Raw genomic sequence first — 16,695 nt, forward strand, 5'->3', positions numbered from 1 at the left:
CGACCTTACTGCTACGCCGCCCTCAGGGAATTCTCGCGCCTATGAAAAAGCGAAAAATCAACATCGCGATTGACACGGAAAGTCATATCAGTATCTGAACAACGTCATCGAGCAGGATCACCGCGCCATCAAACGTGTCATCAAGCCGATCATGGGCTTCAAGAGTTTCCGGTGTGCGCGCATCATTCTGTCCGGCATCGAGGTGATGCACATGATTCGCAAAGCGCAGATGCAGCACGATGGCGACACCAGAACCGCTGCCGAGCAATTCTATTCGCTGGTCATATATGCAGTCCTCTTCATATCAAATCCGCTCGCACTGACTTCCTTATCGCGACAAAACCCTTTTCCTTGCGGCCCGGCGTCGCCGACGCGCCATAACAGCGCGTCGCCTTTGGCGAGTTGCGCAGGGCCATGCGTCGCAGCCTGCGCGCCGTCGCCGCCCGATGCTGGCGGCTCACGCCCACTGGCCTCGGCAAAGCGCTGCAAGGCCGCGTGCGCGCCGTCGCCCATCGCGAGCACCGTGCCGACCTGTCGCAGCAACGCCGGCGACACCTGCTCAGGGGAAACGGTGACCGCCAGCGCGGTTTCGAGCGCATCCGGAATCACCTGGTTCGCACCAGCCCATTGCGCGGGAAACAGGTGTATGGGACGGCAACGAGACGTGGCTCGTGCTCGGCGGCGGCCTGTTCGCGGTGTTTCCGCTCGCCTACGGCGTGATTCTGCCGGCGCTCTATCCGCCGATCATCGCGATGCTGCTCGCGCTGGTGTTCCGCGGCGTCGCGTTCGAATTCCGCTTTCGGGCGATCGGTCGCGGCCGTGCATGGTGGGACGCCGCGTTCTTCGGCGGCTCGGCGCTCGCCGCGCTGTGCCAGGAGCTCGTGCTCGGCGGCCTGCTGCAAGGGATCGCGGTTTCCGGGAATTCGTATGTGGGCGGCTGGTGGGACTGGACCGGCTTCACGATTCTGTGCGGTCTCGCGGTGATGGCCGGTTACACGCTGCTCGGCTCATGCTGGCTGATCTGGCGCACCGAAGGTCCGTTGCACGAGCGTTGCCGGCGACACACGCGCACGATGGCCGTCACCGTGCTCGCGCTGATCGTGATGGTTACGCTATGGACGCCGATGCTGCCGAACTCGCTCACCGCGCGCTGGTTCCGCTGGCCGAACCTGCTGTTGACGGCGCCGGTACCGCTGCTGCTCGCGCTATTGACCATAGCCTTTTTCCGCAGCCTGTCGGCGCGCCGCCATGGGTTGCCGCTGCTGTCTTCATACGGCATCTTCGTGCTGTGCTACGCGGGGCTGCTGATCAGTCTTTATCCGAACCTGGTGCCACCGTCGATTTCGTTCCGCGCGGCGGCAGCGCCGCATGCGAGCCTGCTATTCCTGTTGGTCGGCGCCGCGATCACGGTGCCGATGATTCTCGGCTATACCGTGTACGCGTACGCGGTGTTCAAGGGAAAGATGCGCGCGGGCGAAGGGTATCACTGACATGTGGCGCCGCCTTGCGTGGTTCGCCGGCCTGTGGCTCGCCGGCGTCGTCACGGTGGCGTCGGCGGCCGGCGTGCTGAAGCTGGTGCTGCGCGCGGCCACGCATTGAGCGTGGCCGCGCGCGATTGCAGAGTGACTCCCGCGGTACGACTACGGCAATGTGTACGCGACCACGGAATCGCCCTGCCTGGTGCCGAGCGAGCCATGTCCGCCCGCCACCACCAGCACGTACTGCTTGCCGTTGCTGTCGGCGTAGGTCATCGGGGTGGCCTGGCCGACGGCCGGCAGACGCGCCTGCCATAGTCGCGCGCCGGTGCGCACGTCATAGGCGCGCAGGTAGTAGTCGAGCGTGCCGGACAGGAACGCGACGCCGCCGCCCGTAGTGATCATGCCGCCGAGGCTCGGCACGCCGAGCGGCAGCGGAATCGGCAACGGCGCGCTATCGCGGATCGTGCCGTTCTTGTGCTCCCACACGATATGCCCCTGGCGCAGATCGACGGCGGCCACGTAGCCCCACGGCGGCGCCTGACACGGAATGCCGAGCGGCGACAGGAACGCATTCAGTTCGAAGCCGAACGGTGTGCCGCGCGCGAGCTTGATGCCGCTCGTTTCGCTGCCCTTCTTGTCACCGTTGTTCGACGGAATCTGTGCGCGCGGCACCAGCTTCGACGTGAACGCCAGATAGCTCGGATTCGCGATCAGCACTTGCCGCACCGGATCGACGGCCACGCCGCCCCAGTCGAACACGCCGAAGTTGCCGGGGAACACGAGGGAGCCCTGCTCGGACGGCGGCGTGAACATGCCGTCATAGCGCAGCGACTTGAACTTGATGCGGCACCACAGCTGATCGAATGGATTGGTGCCCCACATGTCGTGCTCGTGCAGCGTCGGCGGCGAGAAGTTCAGCGCCGAGTACGGCTGCGTCGGCGACGTATGGTCGCCGGGCGCCGCGCTGTCCGGCACCGGCCGTTCGGTGATCGGGATGATCGGCTTGCCGGTCTGGCGGTTCAGCACGTAGATGCTGCCCTGCTTGGTCGACGCGATGATCGCCGGCTGCACGCCGCTCGCGGTTTGCAGATCGACGAGCGACGGCTGGCCGCCGACGTCCATGTCCCACAAGTCGTGATGCGTGAACTGGTAGTTCCACACGAGCCGGCCGGTAGCGAGATCGAGCGCGGCGATGCCCGCGGCCAGTTTCTCGGACTGCGGCGTGCGCAGGCCGCCCCACTGGTCGGGCGTCTGGTTGCCGAGCGGCAGATAGACCATGCCGAGCTTTTCGTCGACCGCGTACACGGACCACATGTTGACCGAATTGCGCACGTAGATCTGGCCAGGTGCGATCGGCTGCGTCGCATTCGGATTACCGGCGTCCCAATTCCATACGAGGTGGCCGTCGTGCACGTCGAACGCGCGCGTGACGCCGGACGGCTCGTTGCTTGATTCGTTGTCGGTCACGTGGCCGCTGATGATCACGAGGTCGCGCGTGACGGCCGGCGGCGACGTCGAGTAGTAGCCACCTGGCGTGAACGGCCCGATGTGCGTGCGCAGGTCGACCGTCCCGTTGTTGCCAAAGTGCGGGCAGATCGCGCCGGTGTCGGCGTTCAACGCGATCGGGCGTGCGTCCGCGGTCGGCACGAAAATGCGGCGGGGGCACTCGCTCGCGGTCGCGACTCGGTCTTGCGGCGTGTTCGGCACCGACGTCGGCACCGTACCCTGGCCCGCCGCCGCCGCGGCGCTCGCCGGGCTCGCGGCGGCCACGGCCGCGCTGTTGCGGGCGGCTTCGGCCGCGGCCGGCAGCGGCGGGTAGAGCGCGTCGTCGTGATACGACACGCCGCGACACATCATATGCTCCCAGTGCTTGAAGCTGCCGATCGGACTCTGGATGTGCGGGTCGTAGCGCCACAGTTGGTGGCCGGTCGCGGGGTCGAGCGCGATCACGATGCTGTGCGGCGTACACACATACACCTTGTTGTCGACCTTGATCGGCGTATCTTCGTAGGTGGTTTCGGTCGGATCGCCGGGACCGGCCTTGTCGCCAGTCTCGATGCGCCACGCCTCCTTCAGCGTTCCTGCGTTGTCCGGTGTGATCTGCGCGAGCGGCGAGTAGCGCTGACCGAGCGGCGCGTCCGCCGGCGCGGCCGATGTCACTTCGAGTTGGCCCGGGTGATCGTACGGATGATTGAACGCCGTGACGATGCCGAGCAGCACCACGAGCACGACCGCGCCCGCGAGCGGCAGCACGCCTTCGCGCGGCACGGCGGGCGGCCCGAGCGCGAGCCGGTTCGTCACCGGCGGCAGCAGCAGCCAGATCGCGAGAATGAGCCACACCCACAGGCGCGGCAGCAGTTGCCAGAAATCGAAGCGCGCTTCGACTACCGCCCAGATCGTCGATACGAACAGCACGATCGCGAACACGAACAGCGCGGCACGCCGGCGCAGCCATAACAGAACGCCGGTGGCCGCGATCGCGATGCCGGCGAGCACGTAGTACCACGACCCGCCGAGCATCGCGAGCCGGATGCCGCCTATCGCGAGCAGCACGCCAATCACGACGAACACGCCCCCCGGCACCGCGAGCGCGGCCGGGACCCGCACTCCACGCGGGGACCGGGTCGCGGGCGAGCCCGGACCTGGCGGGGCCGGCGGCGGAGTTCGCGGGCTATTCATTGCCGACGCCCTTCGAGACTTCGGCGGGGCTCTGATATTGCTGGTCGGGCAGATCCTGCAGCCGTTGCAGTACGTCGTCGTCGGCGCCATTCGCTTTCGCGGTTTCGATCAGGCTTTTCTTGTCGGCGGGATAGGAAGCGCCCTTCAGCGCTTTCTGCACATCGATGAACGGGTTCAACGGGCGCTCGCCCGTGGTCGAACGGGAGTTGGTCATTTCGTTTCCCTGAGTGATTGCGTGAAAGGATCAGGTGCCGGCCGGCGTGCCGCGTCACGGTGGCGCCGAGCCTGGTGCTCGTACGTCCGGCGTGTCGCGAACCGGCCGCTGCTCCGGCTGCATGTCCGTGTCGGGCATCGCTTCGGGCACGCGCGGCGGCGGCGTGCCGCGGCCGATTTCGGTTTGCCGGCTATCAGGCCTGTAGGACTTGTCGGGCTTGTCGGGTTCGGGCGTCTGCTGCATCGACTGACTCCTTGCCGGGATGGCTGGAAAACTCGCGGCTCGCGGAGGACGGCCGCGCGGATGCCCGTGCCTTCGCAACCGGCGTGCCTATGGAGCGCGGGGCCGGGCCGCGTGGCGCGTGGACCTCTGACATGCTCCAGGGGCCGTCAGACGCCGATGGCGTTGGTCAAAATTGGCATCGCGCGTTAGAAAAATTCCACGCTCGAGCTGGCGCGTCGTTGCGCTTTAACCCTTCGACGCCAACAGCTTCTGGTAGACCTCGATGTACTCGTCGGCCATGCGCGCGGCGGTGAAGCGCAGCTCGAATGCTTCGCGACAGCGCGCCCGGTCCAGTTCGCCGATACGGTTCCCGCATCGACGGCTTCATCGACACTATCGACGATGAAGCCGGTCACGCCGTCGTCGATCTTGGCCGCGATCTCGAGCCGTGTGTTCGAACGGCGGGCGATCTCGATCGCGAGATCAGGTCGCCTGGTCGGCGTGATGCGCATATGAGCCTCCGTCATTCCTTTGCCGATCAAGCCTGCCTCGCTGTTCGTACGCTATTCCAGACGCGACGCAGACGATGATGGTATGCCGCTTGCGGGACGTCGATCGAAGCGAGTCATCCGTCCCGCTTCGATTCATCCTTTTGACTTCGCAGAGGAGAAAACATGAAGCGCCTTACTGCCATTGCCGCGATCTGCTGTGGACTTGCCGCCATCCCCACCATTGCCTGCGCGCAAACCGAGGCCGCCTCGACCACGGCCGCCAATCCGCTGCCCCAGGCCGACAAGGATTTCGTGCAGGCGGCGAGCCAGTCGTCGTCGACCGAAATCGACGCGGCGAAGCTTGCGACGAAGAACTCGAGCGATAAGGACGTGAAATCGTTTGCGCATCACGTGATGCTCGATCACACCAAGCTCACGCTGCAACTGAAGATGGCTGCGCCACACGGCGTCGCAGTGCCGAAGGACAATTCCGACACCACCATGCTTGATTCGCTGAAGAACCTGCATGGCAAGGCATTCGATCAGGCGTATATCCAGAAGGTCGGCCTGCAGGGGCACGAGCAGGCGTTGAGCGCATTCAAGAAGGAAATCTCCGACGGACAGAACGCCGATCTGAAGAAGGCCGTGCAAAATGCGCTGCCTACCATCGAGGAGCACTACAAGATGGCGCAGGATCTCGCGGCGAAGAAAGGGATGACGCAGTAGCGACGAAGGCAGGTATCTGCGCCATCCGTGTAGTCTGGCAAGCTGGCCCGGCTAGAAACTCATCGCGAATCCGAACGACACCCCGTGCACGTTGTGACCGAACACATAGCGCACCATCGCGCGCGTACGCGTGATGATGACGGGATACCTGCTGCTGTCGAGTTCGAGGCCGACTCCCAGCGACGTGAGGTCGTTGAAACCCAGCACGCCGGCACTGTCGCCGAAATAATGCGAGTAAGCGGCTTCGAGCACATAGCGGACCGGCCGGTCCAGCGCGTGCCAGCCGGTGGGCGCGCGCCAGCGCGTCCATAGGCTCACTTGTTGCGCCATGGCCGAGCCCTGAACGGCCTCCGAAGAACTGCCGAAGCTGCGCAGGTAAATATCGGTTGCCCGCAGTTCGGCGTCGATTTCGTAGTTTTCGCGGTAATGCTCGTAGTCGAGCATCAGGGAGCCGCCATAGCCGTAGGCGTTCAGCGACCCGTTTTCGAGGAACTGCAGGTTGCTGTCGGTAACACGATTGAAGAGGGTCTGCCCCACCTTCAGGTCACTCGAAACACGCCCAATCGTGCCGTTCAAGATCGGACGGAACGCCAGTTCGTCCGTGATGCGGAAATCCCACCCCAGGCCGACCGTGCCACTGAAGGTGTTCCACTTCGTCGGCACCGCACGCTGCTGGGCGCCATCCGTGGCAATGAAGATCGGATCGTAGCGGCTGTAGGCGAGCGTGCCCTCCATGTACAACGGAAACGACCTGCTGAGCGTGAAGCCGCCGCCAAATTGCGTCTGCCCGAAGCCGGGATTACCCGTCAGGCCGTTATTGACCGACAGGTTACTGGTCGTAACGTCCGGGACTGTCGTGTAGGTCATGATCGCGAGCACAGCGTCTGCGTGCTGCTTTACATTGCCGCCGATCACGGTATTGCTCGACAATTGCCCCGGCGCGACCTGTGCGTGCGAAGGGCAGGACAACAGGTTCAAGGTTAGAGCGGCACATGCCCCAAATGCGCGAAGTGACCAACGCTTGCGAAGTGCCGGCATAATCAAACAACCTCGCCATTTGTCGACGAGTTTGCTTGCTCACTTGCAGGGTCATACACGGCATATCCAACGAGCATGACGCGCTCCTGTCAGTCGGCTGATCGTGTTCGTCTTCCGCGAAGTCGCCATCCCGTTGCACAAAAGCACGCGCACGCAACCGATGCAATTCCGACGGGCATTGCGCCGCTCACAGCACCTGGAAGGTCTGCGTTAGTATGTGATAGAAATACCTGAAAGGAAGTAGTACGGCAATACGGGCAATCTTCAGTCCCTTGCGTGGCTCTTCGGCGACGAACATCGCCGTCGACTCACGAAACCTCGCAGCCCCACTTTCTCAGGGAGCCTCGTTATGTCCACTCATTCGGTCCCGAACGACAAACCCGTCAAGATCCCCGGCCCGGACCATCCAATCATGATCGAGCACCACCAGGCGCGCGTGATCGTCATGGCAGGCGGTCACGTGATTGCCGATACGCACGACGCATTGACGCTGCTCGAAGCCCGCTATCTGGCCGTGCTGTACATCCCGCGCAAGGACGTCGACATGACCCGGCTCGAACGCACGGCGCACGCCACTTATTGTCCGTACAAGGGCGAATGCGCATACTTCTCGATTCCTTCGGCCGGCGAGCGCGGCACCAACGCGGTGTGGACCTACGAGCACCCATACGACGCTGTCGCGCCGATCCGCGAGCACCTTGCGTTCTATCCCGACCGCGTGGATTCCATCACGCAGGAGCCGGCCGCGCACTAGGCGAACGCACGCGCGTCATGCCGCGTGCGGGCGCGACGATCGCGGCGACCGGCATGGCGCGAGCGGCGCGGACGGCGGCTATCTGCTGCTGTGTCTGCCGGGCGTCGACGGGCTGTCGAAAATTCGGCGCGCCTTTCTCGAAGTCACGCGCAGCTACGCGCAGCTTCGCAGCAAGCTGCTGAGCCAGAACGTCCCCGACGTGCTCAAGTATCTGGGCCACCCGAAATACTGCACGTTCGTGATCGCGCTCGGCCCCGACAGCGGTTCGCAAGGCCTGCTTGAACTCGGCGCGTGCGGCTCGACGATGGAAGGTCCACTGCCCCAGCCCGTGCCGTTTTTTATGCTTGACGACTCGCGAAAAATCACGCGCGGAATCGAATCAGGTTCACAGCGCATGCGCGTCGAATGGATCACCCCAACCTTAACAAGACCTTAACACCTCAGTATTGCCAAGTATTAATTTTCAGGTCACGCAAATGACTTTTTTTACGGTTCAAATTCGTCCCGCACTACCCAAATTCGTTGTCAAACAAAAGGACGAGACATGAAACCGATCATGAAATGGAAGCGTAAGCAAAGCGCAATGTACGCCGCCGTCGCACTGCTCGCAGGGTTGTACTCGGCAGTCGCAACAGCCGGCGACGATCACGACCACGGCCGCGATCACGATCGCGATCGCGCGTCCGTCAAGCATGTGCTGCTGATCAGCTTCGACGGTCTGCATGAGCAGGACGTCGCGCGTTGCATCGGCGCGAATACGTGCCCTAACCTGGCGCTGCTCGCGAAGTCAGGCACGACCTATACGAATGCGCATACCCCGGGACTGTCGGATTCGTTTCCGGGCCTCGCCGCGCTCGTGACCGGCGGCTCGCCGAAATCCGCGGGCCTGTTCTACGACGTCTCCTACGACCGCACGCTCTATGCGCCGTCCGATACCCATTGCACGGGCCCGACCGGCTGGAATGTCGTCTTCGATGAAACGACTGGCATCGACGGCGAAAACGGCGGCGCGCTGATCCATCTCGACGGCGGCGGCGCGTTCAATCCGCAGGCGATTCCGCATGCGCTCGTCAATGGCGTCTGTACGCCCGTCTATCCGCACAACTATCTGAAGACCAACACGGTTTTCGAAGTGATCAAGGGCAACGTCAACGGCGCGCGCACCGCGTGGGCGGACAAGCACGCGTGGGGCTACGACTGGCTCAACGGACCATCGGGCGCGGGCGTCGACGACCTTTCGCGCACCGAAATAAATTCGATCGATCCAGATACCAATACCTACTACCTCGACACGTACACGCACACGGAGAAGTTCGACAACTACCACGTGCAATCGCTGATCCATGAAATCGATGGCAAGGATTCGACAGGTCAAAAGAACGTCGCGGTGCCGACCGTGTTCGGCGCCAACTTCCAGACGCTGAGCGTCGCGCAGAAGGCCACGGTCGCGTCGGGCGGCGGCTATCTGGATGCGAGCTTCACACCGGGTCCGCAAGTCGCCGGTGCGATCGCGTATATCGACGACGCGTTGGGACGCATCGTGTCCGAACTGAAGCAACGCAACCTCTATTCGTCGACGGCGATCATCGTGACCGCGAAGCATGGCCAGTCGCCGACCGATCATTCGAAGCTCGTGAAGAACGGCGATACGCTGACCAAGTTGCTCGAAGCCAACAACTACCTGGATTCGGGCGGCAATTTTGGGCAGGCCGCTACGAAGAGCGGCAACCTCAACGACGGCACCGGACTTGTCGGCACGGGTTTAGTGCAGACCGACGACGTCGGCCTGATCTGGCTGCGCGATCAAAGCCAGGTGTCCTCGGTCGTGAAGACGCTGAAAGCCAATCTGAGCTGCAACGCACCCGGCATTTGCGCGGACGGCCCCCAGGCGTACATCCTGTCCGGCCCGCAACTGGCTAACCGGTTCGGCGACCCGTCGCGCGGCCGTACGCCCGACATCATCGTTCAGCCGAACCCGGGCGTCATCTATACGTCGAGCACGTCCAAGGACGAAGAGCATGGCGGCAACGCGCCCGACGACAGCCATCTCGGCCTCGTGATGTACGTGCCTCACACGCATCACGCCGGGCAGGTCAACGACGAGCCGGTGCTGACCACGCAGGTCGCGCCGACGATCTTGCGTCTGCTCGATCTGAAGCCTGAGCTGCTGCATTCGGTCGCGATTGAAGGAACGCGTGCGCTGCCGGAATTCGATCACGAAGACTAAGCGTGGCCGTAGTCGACGTATTTGAGTAGTAAGCTGCTCCGCGATCGGTGTTGGAACGATCGCGGAGCAGTCGTTTTTGCGGAGTCCGGCCGCGCGGACCTCGCGTGCCGGCCCGTGCGAGAATGGGAGCCGGCTGATTCTCGCCAAACAGGCGTGCGTCGATTGCCTGACAAGGAGCCGCATTGCTATGAACGACATTGCTCTCGGATGCGTGGCGGTGTTGGGGCTGCTGTTATTCGGCCTCGGCTTGTCGGTATCGATGACGCGTTTTCGCGAACGCACTACTGCGGGCTGCGCCGACGATCCGGGCAACCTGCTGCACAAGCTGGTTCGGGCGCATGGCAATACCGCGGAATACGCGCCGTTCCTGGCGGTGCTGTTTCTTTTTCTGGGTGCGAGATCGCCGTCCGCGGTGACCGTGTCGCTGATGGTCATCGCGACCGCGTGCCGGTGTTTTCTCGTCGTCGGACTGCTTGCATTTCCGACGATGGCGAAGCCCAATCCTTTGCGGTTCGTCGGTGCGCTTGGGACTTATGGGGCGGGGATTGGGTTGTGTCTGGCGCTAATGCGCTGAGGCAAGGTCGGGACCGACGCACAGTGGATAGATGACTTCCCGTGCCAGCCCAAAAGAAAATAAGCCCCACAGTCACCCGTGGGGGCTTCAAAAAGACCCGTGGCCTGGCACCGCGGGTCCTGGTCTTTCAAGCAACCACGCTTACTTCACATTCGGGAAAACCGGCCAGGACGAAGCCTGATCGCACAGCGACAGCTTCGCATTCTGCGAGACGATCGTGGCCGCCGGATTCGTGTCGCCCGCGGCGCCAGCGTCGTCGCTGCCATTGACGGTCAGGTTCAACGTGTTCGTCGGGGTCGTGTACTTGCCCGCGCCGCTCGACGTGTTCGTCAGCATACCGCCCGTGCCGTGAGCCATCGACGAGCCAATCAGGCTCACGTTCGCGCCCAGGTTCAGCGTGGCGTTGGCGGCCTTCGATTGCGTCGAGCCATCGAGCGCGCCAATATTCACGACAGGCTTGCTCAGGTTCGCAATCGACATCGTGACATCCTTGTCCGCGACCACGTTATCCAGGTTCAGCTGGATAACGCTCTGCGTATTGGCGTAAGCCGTGTCGGCATGCAGACCGCGGAAGGTCAGGCCACCGCCGCCGTTCTTGCCCGCAGTCTTGTTGGCCGGGATGTTCATCATGCGGATGTTGCTGAGGTTGATGTCGTGGAAGCTCGGCACCAGCCAGCCCAACCCCGTGTACGAGATCGGATCGGCACTCGGGCCCGTGTAGTACATGTCGAACACGAGGAAATCCTTCACGCCACGCATACATGCGCCGTCATAGTAGATGTTGCTGACGTCGCCGCCGCGTGCCTGACCGCTTTTGATACGCAGCCCCACGACGCCCATATCCGTCGACGTATTGGTGCCGTCGTAGATATTGTCGAAGTAGTTGTCGTAGAAGTGAATGTTCCGGACACCTGCATTCGTCGGGCTGCCGATCGACAGACCATGGCCGTTGTAGTTGTGGTTGTGCGCCACCGTGATGCCGTACGTGCGGTTCGACGAAACGTCGCGGTTACCGTCGATGGCCCACAGCATGTTGGCCGGCGTCGTCGCGCCCTGTGCCGCCGCCGGACGCGGATCCTGCAGACCGCCCTTGAACGCGACGTTGTCGTCGGACGGGCTCAGGAAGTTGTACACGATCGCGACGTTCTTCACGTAGCCGTCGAAGTACACCTGGCCTGCTGACGTCGTCTTGCTGCCCGTGCCGAGAGCCGCGTGTTCCGGACCCGCTGCAACGCTCGGGTCGACACCGTCGGTGTTCTTCACGCCCGTCGAGCTGGCATCGATCGTCGCGCCCGTATAGAGGTGCGAGTACGAACCGCTGACGCCGTCGAAGCCGTCGTTGTTCATGCCGACGCTCGCCTGGTTCGCCGCATCCGGCAGCAACGGCGTGATGATCTTGATGCCCCACACGGTGAGGCCGTCCACGCCGTCGGCTTCGACGGTGAAGAACGTGCTGTTGCGCAACGTGATCTGATACAGCGACAGGTTCTTCGACTGCTGCATCCACAGCATGCCGGGGTTGCCCTGGAAGCTGTACGGGCCGCCGCCGATGTCCTTGTTGCCGTGGTACGAGATATCCCACCAGCTTGCCGGCACCCAGCGTGCGCAACCGCCCGTGCCAGCGGTACAGCCGCCGCCCGTAACCGTGTAGCCGCCTGGGATGCTGGTTGCCTGGCGGTTCACCACATAGGTGACGGCCGGCGTGGTCAGCGTCGTCTTGCCCATCGCGGTGACCACGTCGCAAGCGGTGCCTTCCGGCGCGAGCGTGCCCGCACGGTAAGCGGCGATCGTGTTCGTGCAGCTGAACTTCGGCGTCGTCACGCCCGTGATGTTGTTGCCCGAATACGTGAACGCCTCGGTGACGCCGGTGGCCCAGCGGATCGTCGGATATTGCGGCGACGAGCTGATCAGCGGCATGTAGCCACGCGCATCGATCGAGCCCGTGCCCATGATCGACGCGTTGACCGTATGCGTGCCGCGGATCAGCGGATAGCAGTTCTGCATGCCGCTCGTGCCCGCGATGGTCGCCGCGCCCGCGTTGGCGGTGCCGACAGGCGCGGGAAGCCCGGCCGGGTTGTTGATCGCGGCGCCGCAGGTGATCGCGTTCGGCCGATCCTGCGCGGTCTTGTCGTACACGACCACGTCGCGGCTCGCGAACAGCGTGACGCCGTCGTCGATCCACAGCGTGACGCCCGACGGCAGAACGAGCGGACCGCTCAGGAACGCATTGCCGGCGCCGCTGCTGTTCTTGACGAGACGCACCGCGAACTTGGTGGCCTTGTAGGTCGGGTTCGACAGCGTTTCGCTCGATGCACCCGCGATGTTGACGTTCGGATTATTGGCCGCCTGTTGCGTAGCGGCTGCCTGCTGATCGGCCTGCGTAATCTTCCCGCCAACTTCCGCGTCCACGGCGGCGCCGCATGCGTCGAGCGCGGCCTGGATACGCGCCTGGTCGGGGTTGTTCAGCGCCGTGGTTGCGCCGCCGTAGGTGACCGGCGTCGGATCCGAGGTGACCGGCAGCGAGCCGTCCGCGTTCTTCACGAGGTTATTGCTTGCCTGAAGCGTCGAGCAAACCTGGGTGTCCGCCGGCAAAGACGGCGAATCCGGCAGGTTCGTGTCGCCAGCGTAGCGGCCGGGCGTCCAGACCGGGGAGGTCGGCGAAGTCGGGTTGGTGGGTGGCGTGGTCGAGCTCGTACCCGGACCTGAAATGTTATTACCCTCACCGCAACCGGCGACGGTCAGAACAAACAGGCCGAGTATCGCAAGCTCTCGGACTGAGCGCATCTTCATAAGTTATCTCCTTGGGAGTGGATCCACTGCGTGTTCCTGGCAGGCCTCGCCCTCTTCGCGCGGATGCGGCGGGGAAAGCGTCAGGGCATGTGGAGCATCAATATTTGTTATAAGACATCGTATAAGATATAACCTGAAAATCGGGAGCTTCCACTTCGACGCGCGATAGCGGAAAACCACAGATCACCCAACTTATGTCGACGCAACCATCCGGCTCCCGGCCGGATCTCGACGACGCATTGCAAGAGAAATGCTTTGCCAGCATGGGACGGCGTCTCGAAGGTTATTTTCTGTCTGCGAGCCGACCATGCGGCAGCCTCGCCGGCAACCGACTCCGCGAGCTCGCGAACCATGTTGTCGGGCAACGTTGAAATTCATCGTACAACGTACGACGGATCATGCTTCGGAAGGGCACGCTCTTTCAATTACAGTAAACCCCACCTCCCCATATCAGGGACACGGTCAGCCGGACCGAAGCGCGACGGTTTGATGAAAGGGTCGGAGCGATCGCTCGGACCATGCCGGCCCGCCACGGGCCTCGCCGCCGCGTCCGGCACGTAGGCCTTGATCGCCATCGCGGGACTGGGCCTGATCGTCACGCACGTGACGTGGCTCAGCGCCGTGCTGCGGATCGCCGGCGCGCTTTACCTGATCTGGCTCGGCATCAAGATGATCGTGACCGCGCGGCGGCCGTTGTCCGCGGACGTCGGCAGCGCCGCGTCCGGCTGGGTTGCGACGAAGAAAGGCTATTTCGTCAGCCCGACGAACCCGAAGTCCATCGCGTTCTACGGCAGCATCTTTGCGTTGATGGTGCCCGCGCATGCGCCGTTGTGGCTCGATATCGCGGTCGTGGCGCTGTCGATCGGCATTTCGTGCGCGTGGTACTGCGCGATGGCGTTGCTTGCCTCGCATCCGTCGGTTCGGCGCACGCTGGTTCGGCGCAAGGCCGTGCTGGATACGGCAGCGGGTGTGCTGTTGGTGGGGGTCGGCGGGCGGATGTTGGCGGGGCGTTGAGCGACTACCGGCGCGCGAAGTGATACGCCTTTGCGTGATCAGGCGGAGCCGGACCGCGGGGCGCCGCTGCCGCGAATCACGAGTTCCATAAAACCCGTCTGCGGATCAGGTTCCCGCCCGAACGAATAGCCCGGAACCGACACGAGCAACAACTCGACGGTCGTACGTACCATGCAGCCGCGCGCCACATGACCGCCGAATACCTGCCCGCGCGCATCCGCGATCGACATGTGCAGATGAGCGCCATCGGGCGAGACGGAACCTGCGAGCGTCAATATTTCGAGGTCGCCGCGAATTTCCGTCGGCGCTTGCGCACCAGCGAACCTCAATGCCGCAACGTGGAGGCTGCCGATGCCCTGGACGACGAAGGCCGCTTGCAGGTCGCGTTGACGAAACGCGTCTTCGACGGCGACGCGAAGGTCGTCGTCGGGCGAGAGTCGGAGGGGATGGGCTTGCATGCCTGGGCGGGTTGAGACGCGGTGGACTCAGAGATTATGCGTGAATGAGGAAGTATCTCACAGGCGCTTGTTTATGCTGGGTTCGCGCGGACTCGACGTCGAAAATATATTCAGCTTATATGTACAGTTAAACTGTACATATGCTATGTTCCCGGCATGTCACGACAATCACCGTCTTCCCAATCTACCGATCTAGCCGCCCTTGCGGGCGAACTGCGCATTGCCGTGAGCAAACTCGTTCGCCGCGCGCGAGAACATTCGCAATCGAGCGACTTTACGTCGGCGCAGAAGTTGGTGCTGTTTCATCTGGAGCGCGACGGCCCAGCCACAGTTTCCGCGCTAGCGCGAGCGCAGCGCGTAAAACCACAGTCCATGCGCATTACCGTTGCCGGTCTGGAGACGCTGGGCGTCGTCAAAGGCGAAGCGGATCCAACCGACGGACGCAAAACCCTTATCGATCTCACCCCCACGTTCAGACGAACGCTCCAGGCGAGTCGGGCGGCCAAAGAGGACTGGCTGATCCGTGCCTTGCAAGCGCAGCTATCGCCGCGAGAACAGGCCACGCTCGCCGCCGCAGTGGGACTACTGCAGCGGCTCGCTGACTCCTGAACGTTTGCAAGTACTTCATCCGAAACGGCATCGAAACGGGCACAGCCCGCGACCTCATCGATTTACTCGAATCAAGGAGCAACTGAAATGGATTGGCCGCATGTCGTCTCTTATTTTTTCGGCGGTGTCTTGTTCGCGAATGCCGTGCCGCATTTCGTCAGCGGTGTGATGGGCCACCCATTTCAGAGCCCGTTCGCGAAGCCGTCCGGAAAAGGGCTGTCGTCATCGACCGTCAATGTGCTGTGGGGCTTCTTCAATATGGTCGTCGGCTATCTTCTGGTTTTTCGTGTTGGCGACTTTCGGATCGAGGCAACGGGTGATGCCGTGCCATTCGGCCTCGGTATCCTGGCGACGGGCATGCTCTGTGCGCGGCTGTTCGGTCCTTTGCATGGCGGCAACATTCCGAAACGTACTTGAGCGGCTCGTAGCAAGCGCGAACTGGTACGAAGCACGGTCGCGCAGCTTCAGATACGCCGACCAACTGTGCGGCATCGGCGCATCGAGCGTCACGTGGGTAATCATCTCGTCCGCGTCGAGCGCGTGCTCCTTCCATGGCGTGTCGCCCGGCAGCAGGTGGAAATCGTCGAACGCAATGTCACGTTTGCCGTTCGGCCCCTGCACGTGGATCGTTGCGTCGATCGCTACCATCGCGACGCACATGTCGGATGGGTGCGCGGCGATGCAGTGCGGGCTGCCGCCAAGTACCGCGTGCACGTTGCGGTTGAGCCCTTCGATCGCCGCGCAGCCGGAACCGGGCGCCCGCTTGTTGCACGCGGAAAGGCCGTCGCGGAAATAGACGCAGCGCACGCGCTGCATGATGTTGCCGGCCGTCGTCGCCTTGTTGCGCAGCTTCGACTATCTACGCGCGCCCGACGTCGAGCGGGATCGCATCCGCCGTCACGTCGAGCCGCATCGTCGACCCGTTGACAGTGAACGTGACCGGATAAAGCTTGTCGGGTTGTCGCGTGCCGGACTCTGCTTCGGTCGAAGCCGCTTCAGCCGAAGCAGCGCCGGCCGATTGCAGCAAACATTGTCGCGACAGGTCCGCCGATCGGGCGGTATGACTGCGTGCCTGCCCACACTGTCCGCTCAGAAAGCAGTGCACGCCGGCGCCCTATCGGCGCATTCGTCGGTGGGAACACGAAGCGGTACTCGACAGAATGCAACGCAGACTGGATCGTCAGCTTGACGCGATGACAATACGGCGACGAACAGTTGAACACGTGTTTGGCACTCTGAAGCACTGGATGGGCTCAACCCACTTCCAGATGCGCAGGCTTGGGTACGTCTCGACTGAAATGAGCTTGCATGTGCTGGCGTACAACCTCAAACGCGTCATGAAGATCCTCGGATTTGCAAAGACACTGCGTGCGATGAAGCTCGCAGGCGCGTAATCTCACACCTGCCTATGCTCGCTGGCG

Annotated in this window: 17 protein-coding genes and 5 pseudogenes; 12 read left to right on the forward strand and 10 right to left on the reverse strand. The window is 63.1% G+C overall.

Annotation, left to right across the window (positions count from 1 at the left end; translation table 11 throughout):
* Nucleotides 1-88: 88 nt before the first annotated feature.
* Nucleotides 89-283 (forward strand): annotated as a pseudogene (locus tag HDG39_RS09135) (DDE-type integrase/transposase/recombinase); the annotation flags it as partial.
* On the opposite strand, the gene HDG39_RS09140 reads toward HDG39_RS09135, so the two are convergent.
* Nucleotides 271-609, reverse strand: a complete 339-nt coding sequence (locus HDG39_RS09140; RefSeq protein WP_260327640.1) for a hypothetical protein — start codon at nt 607-609, stop codon at nt 271-273. The pseudogene HDG39_RS09135 and the gene HDG39_RS09140 sit on opposite strands and share 13 nt — an antisense overlap.
* A 62-nt stretch (nt 610-671) precedes the next feature.
* Between HDG39_RS09140 and HDG39_RS09145 the strand changes: the two genes are divergently transcribed.
* Together HDG39_RS09145 and HDG39_RS34605 are read left to right on the forward strand one after the other, a co-directional pair.
* Complete coding sequence (locus HDG39_RS09145; RefSeq protein ID WP_311667991.1) at nt 672-1,490, forward strand: cytochrome d ubiquinol oxidase subunit II; 819 nt, start codon at nt 672-674, stop codon at nt 1,488-1,490.
* Between the two features lies 1 nt (nt 1,491).
* Entirely contained in the window at nt 1,492-1,599 is a 108-nt protein-coding gene (locus HDG39_RS34605; RefSeq protein ID WP_221305678.1) for a DUF2474 domain-containing protein, read from the forward strand.
* Between the two features lie 41 nt (nt 1,600-1,640).
* Here HDG39_RS34605 and HDG39_RS09150 read toward each other — a convergent pair whose 3' ends face one another.
* The 4 genes and pseudogenes from HDG39_RS09150 to HDG39_RS34970 form a co-directional block, all read right to left on the reverse strand.
* Nucleotides 1,641-4,157: a membrane-bound PQQ-dependent dehydrogenase, glucose/quinate/shikimate family gene (locus HDG39_RS09150; RefSeq protein WP_221305679.1), complete on the reverse strand. Its 2,517-nt coding sequence runs from the start codon at nt 4,155-4,157 to the stop codon at nt 1,641-1,643.
* The gene (locus HDG39_RS09155) at nt 4,150-4,371 is read right to left on the reverse strand and encodes a DUF2795 domain-containing protein (RefSeq protein WP_018422788.1); all 222 of its coding nucleotides are present in this window, start codon (nt 4,369-4,371) and stop codon (nt 4,150-4,152) included. The genes HDG39_RS09150 and HDG39_RS09155 overlap by 8 nt, the downstream gene beginning before the upstream one ends.
* Before the next feature lie 54 nt (nt 4,372-4,425).
* The gene (locus tag HDG39_RS09160; RefSeq protein WP_184005261.1) at nt 4,426-4,614 is read right to left on the reverse strand and encodes a hypothetical protein; all 189 of its coding nucleotides are present in this window, start codon (nt 4,612-4,614) and stop codon (nt 4,426-4,428) included.
* Nucleotides 4,615-4,839: 225 nt separating this feature from the next.
* Nucleotides 4,840-5,102, reverse strand: a pseudogene (locus tag HDG39_RS34970) (hypothetical protein); the annotation flags it as partial.
* A 165-nt stretch (nt 5,103-5,267) separates the two neighbouring features.
* Between HDG39_RS34970 and HDG39_RS09165 the strand changes: the two are divergent.
* Nucleotides 5,268-5,810, forward strand: coding sequence for a DUF4142 domain-containing protein (locus tag HDG39_RS09165; RefSeq protein ID WP_184005263.1), 543 nt, complete (start codon nt 5,268-5,270; stop codon nt 5,808-5,810).
* Nucleotides 5,811-5,861: 51 nt separating this feature from the next.
* Here the strand turns inward: HDG39_RS09165 and HDG39_RS09170 are convergent, their stop codons facing one another.
* Nucleotides 5,862-6,848 carry a hypothetical protein gene (locus HDG39_RS09170; RefSeq protein WP_184005265.1) on the reverse strand — a complete coding sequence of 329 codons (987 nt, stop codon included), beginning with the start codon at nt 6,846-6,848 and terminating at the stop codon, nt 5,862-5,864.
* A 349-nt stretch (nt 6,849-7,197) separates the two neighbouring features.
* On the opposite strand from HDG39_RS09170, the gene HDG39_RS09175 reads away from it, so the two are divergent.
* From HDG39_RS09175 to HDG39_RS09190, 4 genes are all read left to right on the forward strand, one after another.
* Entirely contained in the window at nt 7,198-7,602 is a 405-nt protein-coding gene (locus HDG39_RS09175; protein ID WP_184005267.1) for a DUF427 domain-containing protein, read from the forward strand.
* Nucleotides 7,547-8,038 (forward strand): hypothetical protein, encoded by a 492-nt coding sequence (locus HDG39_RS09180; RefSeq protein ID WP_184005268.1) that lies wholly within the window; start codon nt 7,547-7,549, stop codon nt 8,036-8,038. The genes HDG39_RS09175 and HDG39_RS09180 overlap by 56 nt, the downstream gene beginning before the upstream one ends.
* A gap of 108 nt (nt 8,039-8,146) precedes the next feature.
* Complete coding sequence (locus HDG39_RS09185) at nt 8,147-9,829, forward strand: alkaline phosphatase family protein (protein ID WP_184005270.1); 1,683 nt, start codon at nt 8,147-8,149, stop codon at nt 9,827-9,829.
* Nucleotides 9,830-10,016: 187 nt separating this feature from the next.
* Nucleotides 10,017-10,403: an MAPEG family protein gene (locus HDG39_RS09190; protein WP_184005272.1), complete on the forward strand. Its 387-nt coding sequence runs from the start codon at nt 10,017-10,019 to the stop codon at nt 10,401-10,403.
* A 141-nt stretch (nt 10,404-10,544) separates the two neighbouring features.
* Here the strand turns inward: HDG39_RS09190 and HDG39_RS09195 are convergent, their stop codons facing one another.
* Complete coding sequence (locus tag HDG39_RS09195) at nt 10,545-13,193, reverse strand: glycosyl hydrolase family 28 protein (protein WP_184005274.1); 2,649 nt, start codon at nt 13,191-13,193, stop codon at nt 10,545-10,547.
* Between the two features lie 531 nt (nt 13,194-13,724).
* On the opposite strand from HDG39_RS09195, the pseudogene HDG39_RS09200 reads away from it, so the two are divergent.
* A pseudogene (locus HDG39_RS09200) lies at nt 13,725-14,207 on the forward strand (LysE family translocator); the annotation flags it as partial.
* Nucleotides 14,208-14,245: 38 nt separating this feature from the next.
* Here the strand turns inward: HDG39_RS09200 and HDG39_RS09205 are convergent.
* On the reverse strand, nt 14,246-14,665 hold the full coding sequence (locus HDG39_RS09205) for a PPC domain-containing DNA-binding protein (RefSeq protein WP_184005276.1): 420 nt from the start codon (nt 14,663-14,665) through the stop codon (nt 14,246-14,248).
* 156 nt (nt 14,666-14,821) lie between these two features.
* Here HDG39_RS09205 and HDG39_RS09210 point away from each other — a divergent pair, with 156 nt between their 5' ends.
* On the forward strand, nt 14,822-15,274 hold the full coding sequence (locus tag HDG39_RS09210) for a MarR family winged helix-turn-helix transcriptional regulator (RefSeq protein ID WP_184005278.1): 453 nt from the start codon (nt 14,822-14,824) through the stop codon (nt 15,272-15,274).
* An 87-nt stretch (nt 15,275-15,361) separates the two neighbouring features.
* Nucleotides 15,362-15,691: a hypothetical protein gene (locus tag HDG39_RS34975; protein WP_260327643.1), complete on the forward strand. Its 330-nt coding sequence runs from the start codon at nt 15,362-15,364 to the stop codon at nt 15,689-15,691.
* A gap of 96 nt (nt 15,692-15,787) precedes the next feature.
* Here HDG39_RS34975 and HDG39_RS09215 read toward each other — a convergent pair.
* Nucleotides 15,788-16,123: pseudogene (locus HDG39_RS09215) on the reverse strand (FAD binding domain-containing protein); the annotation flags it as partial.
* Between the two features lie 10 nt (nt 16,124-16,133).
* Nucleotides 16,134-16,301, reverse strand: coding sequence for a hypothetical protein (locus HDG39_RS09220; RefSeq protein WP_184005280.1), 168 nt, complete (start codon nt 16,299-16,301; stop codon nt 16,134-16,136).
* A 43-nt stretch (nt 16,302-16,344) separates the two neighbouring features.
* On the opposite strand from HDG39_RS09220, the pseudogene HDG39_RS09225 reads away from it, so the two are divergent.
* Nucleotides 16,345-16,668, forward strand: a pseudogene (locus tag HDG39_RS09225) (transposase); the annotation flags it as partial.
* Nucleotides 16,669-16,695 lie beyond the last annotated feature (27 nt).

The organism is Paraburkholderia lebeckiae (assembly GCF_014201005.1).
Classification (GTDB): Bacteria; Pseudomonadota; Gammaproteobacteria; order Burkholderiales; family Burkholderiaceae; genus Paraburkholderia; species Paraburkholderia tuberum.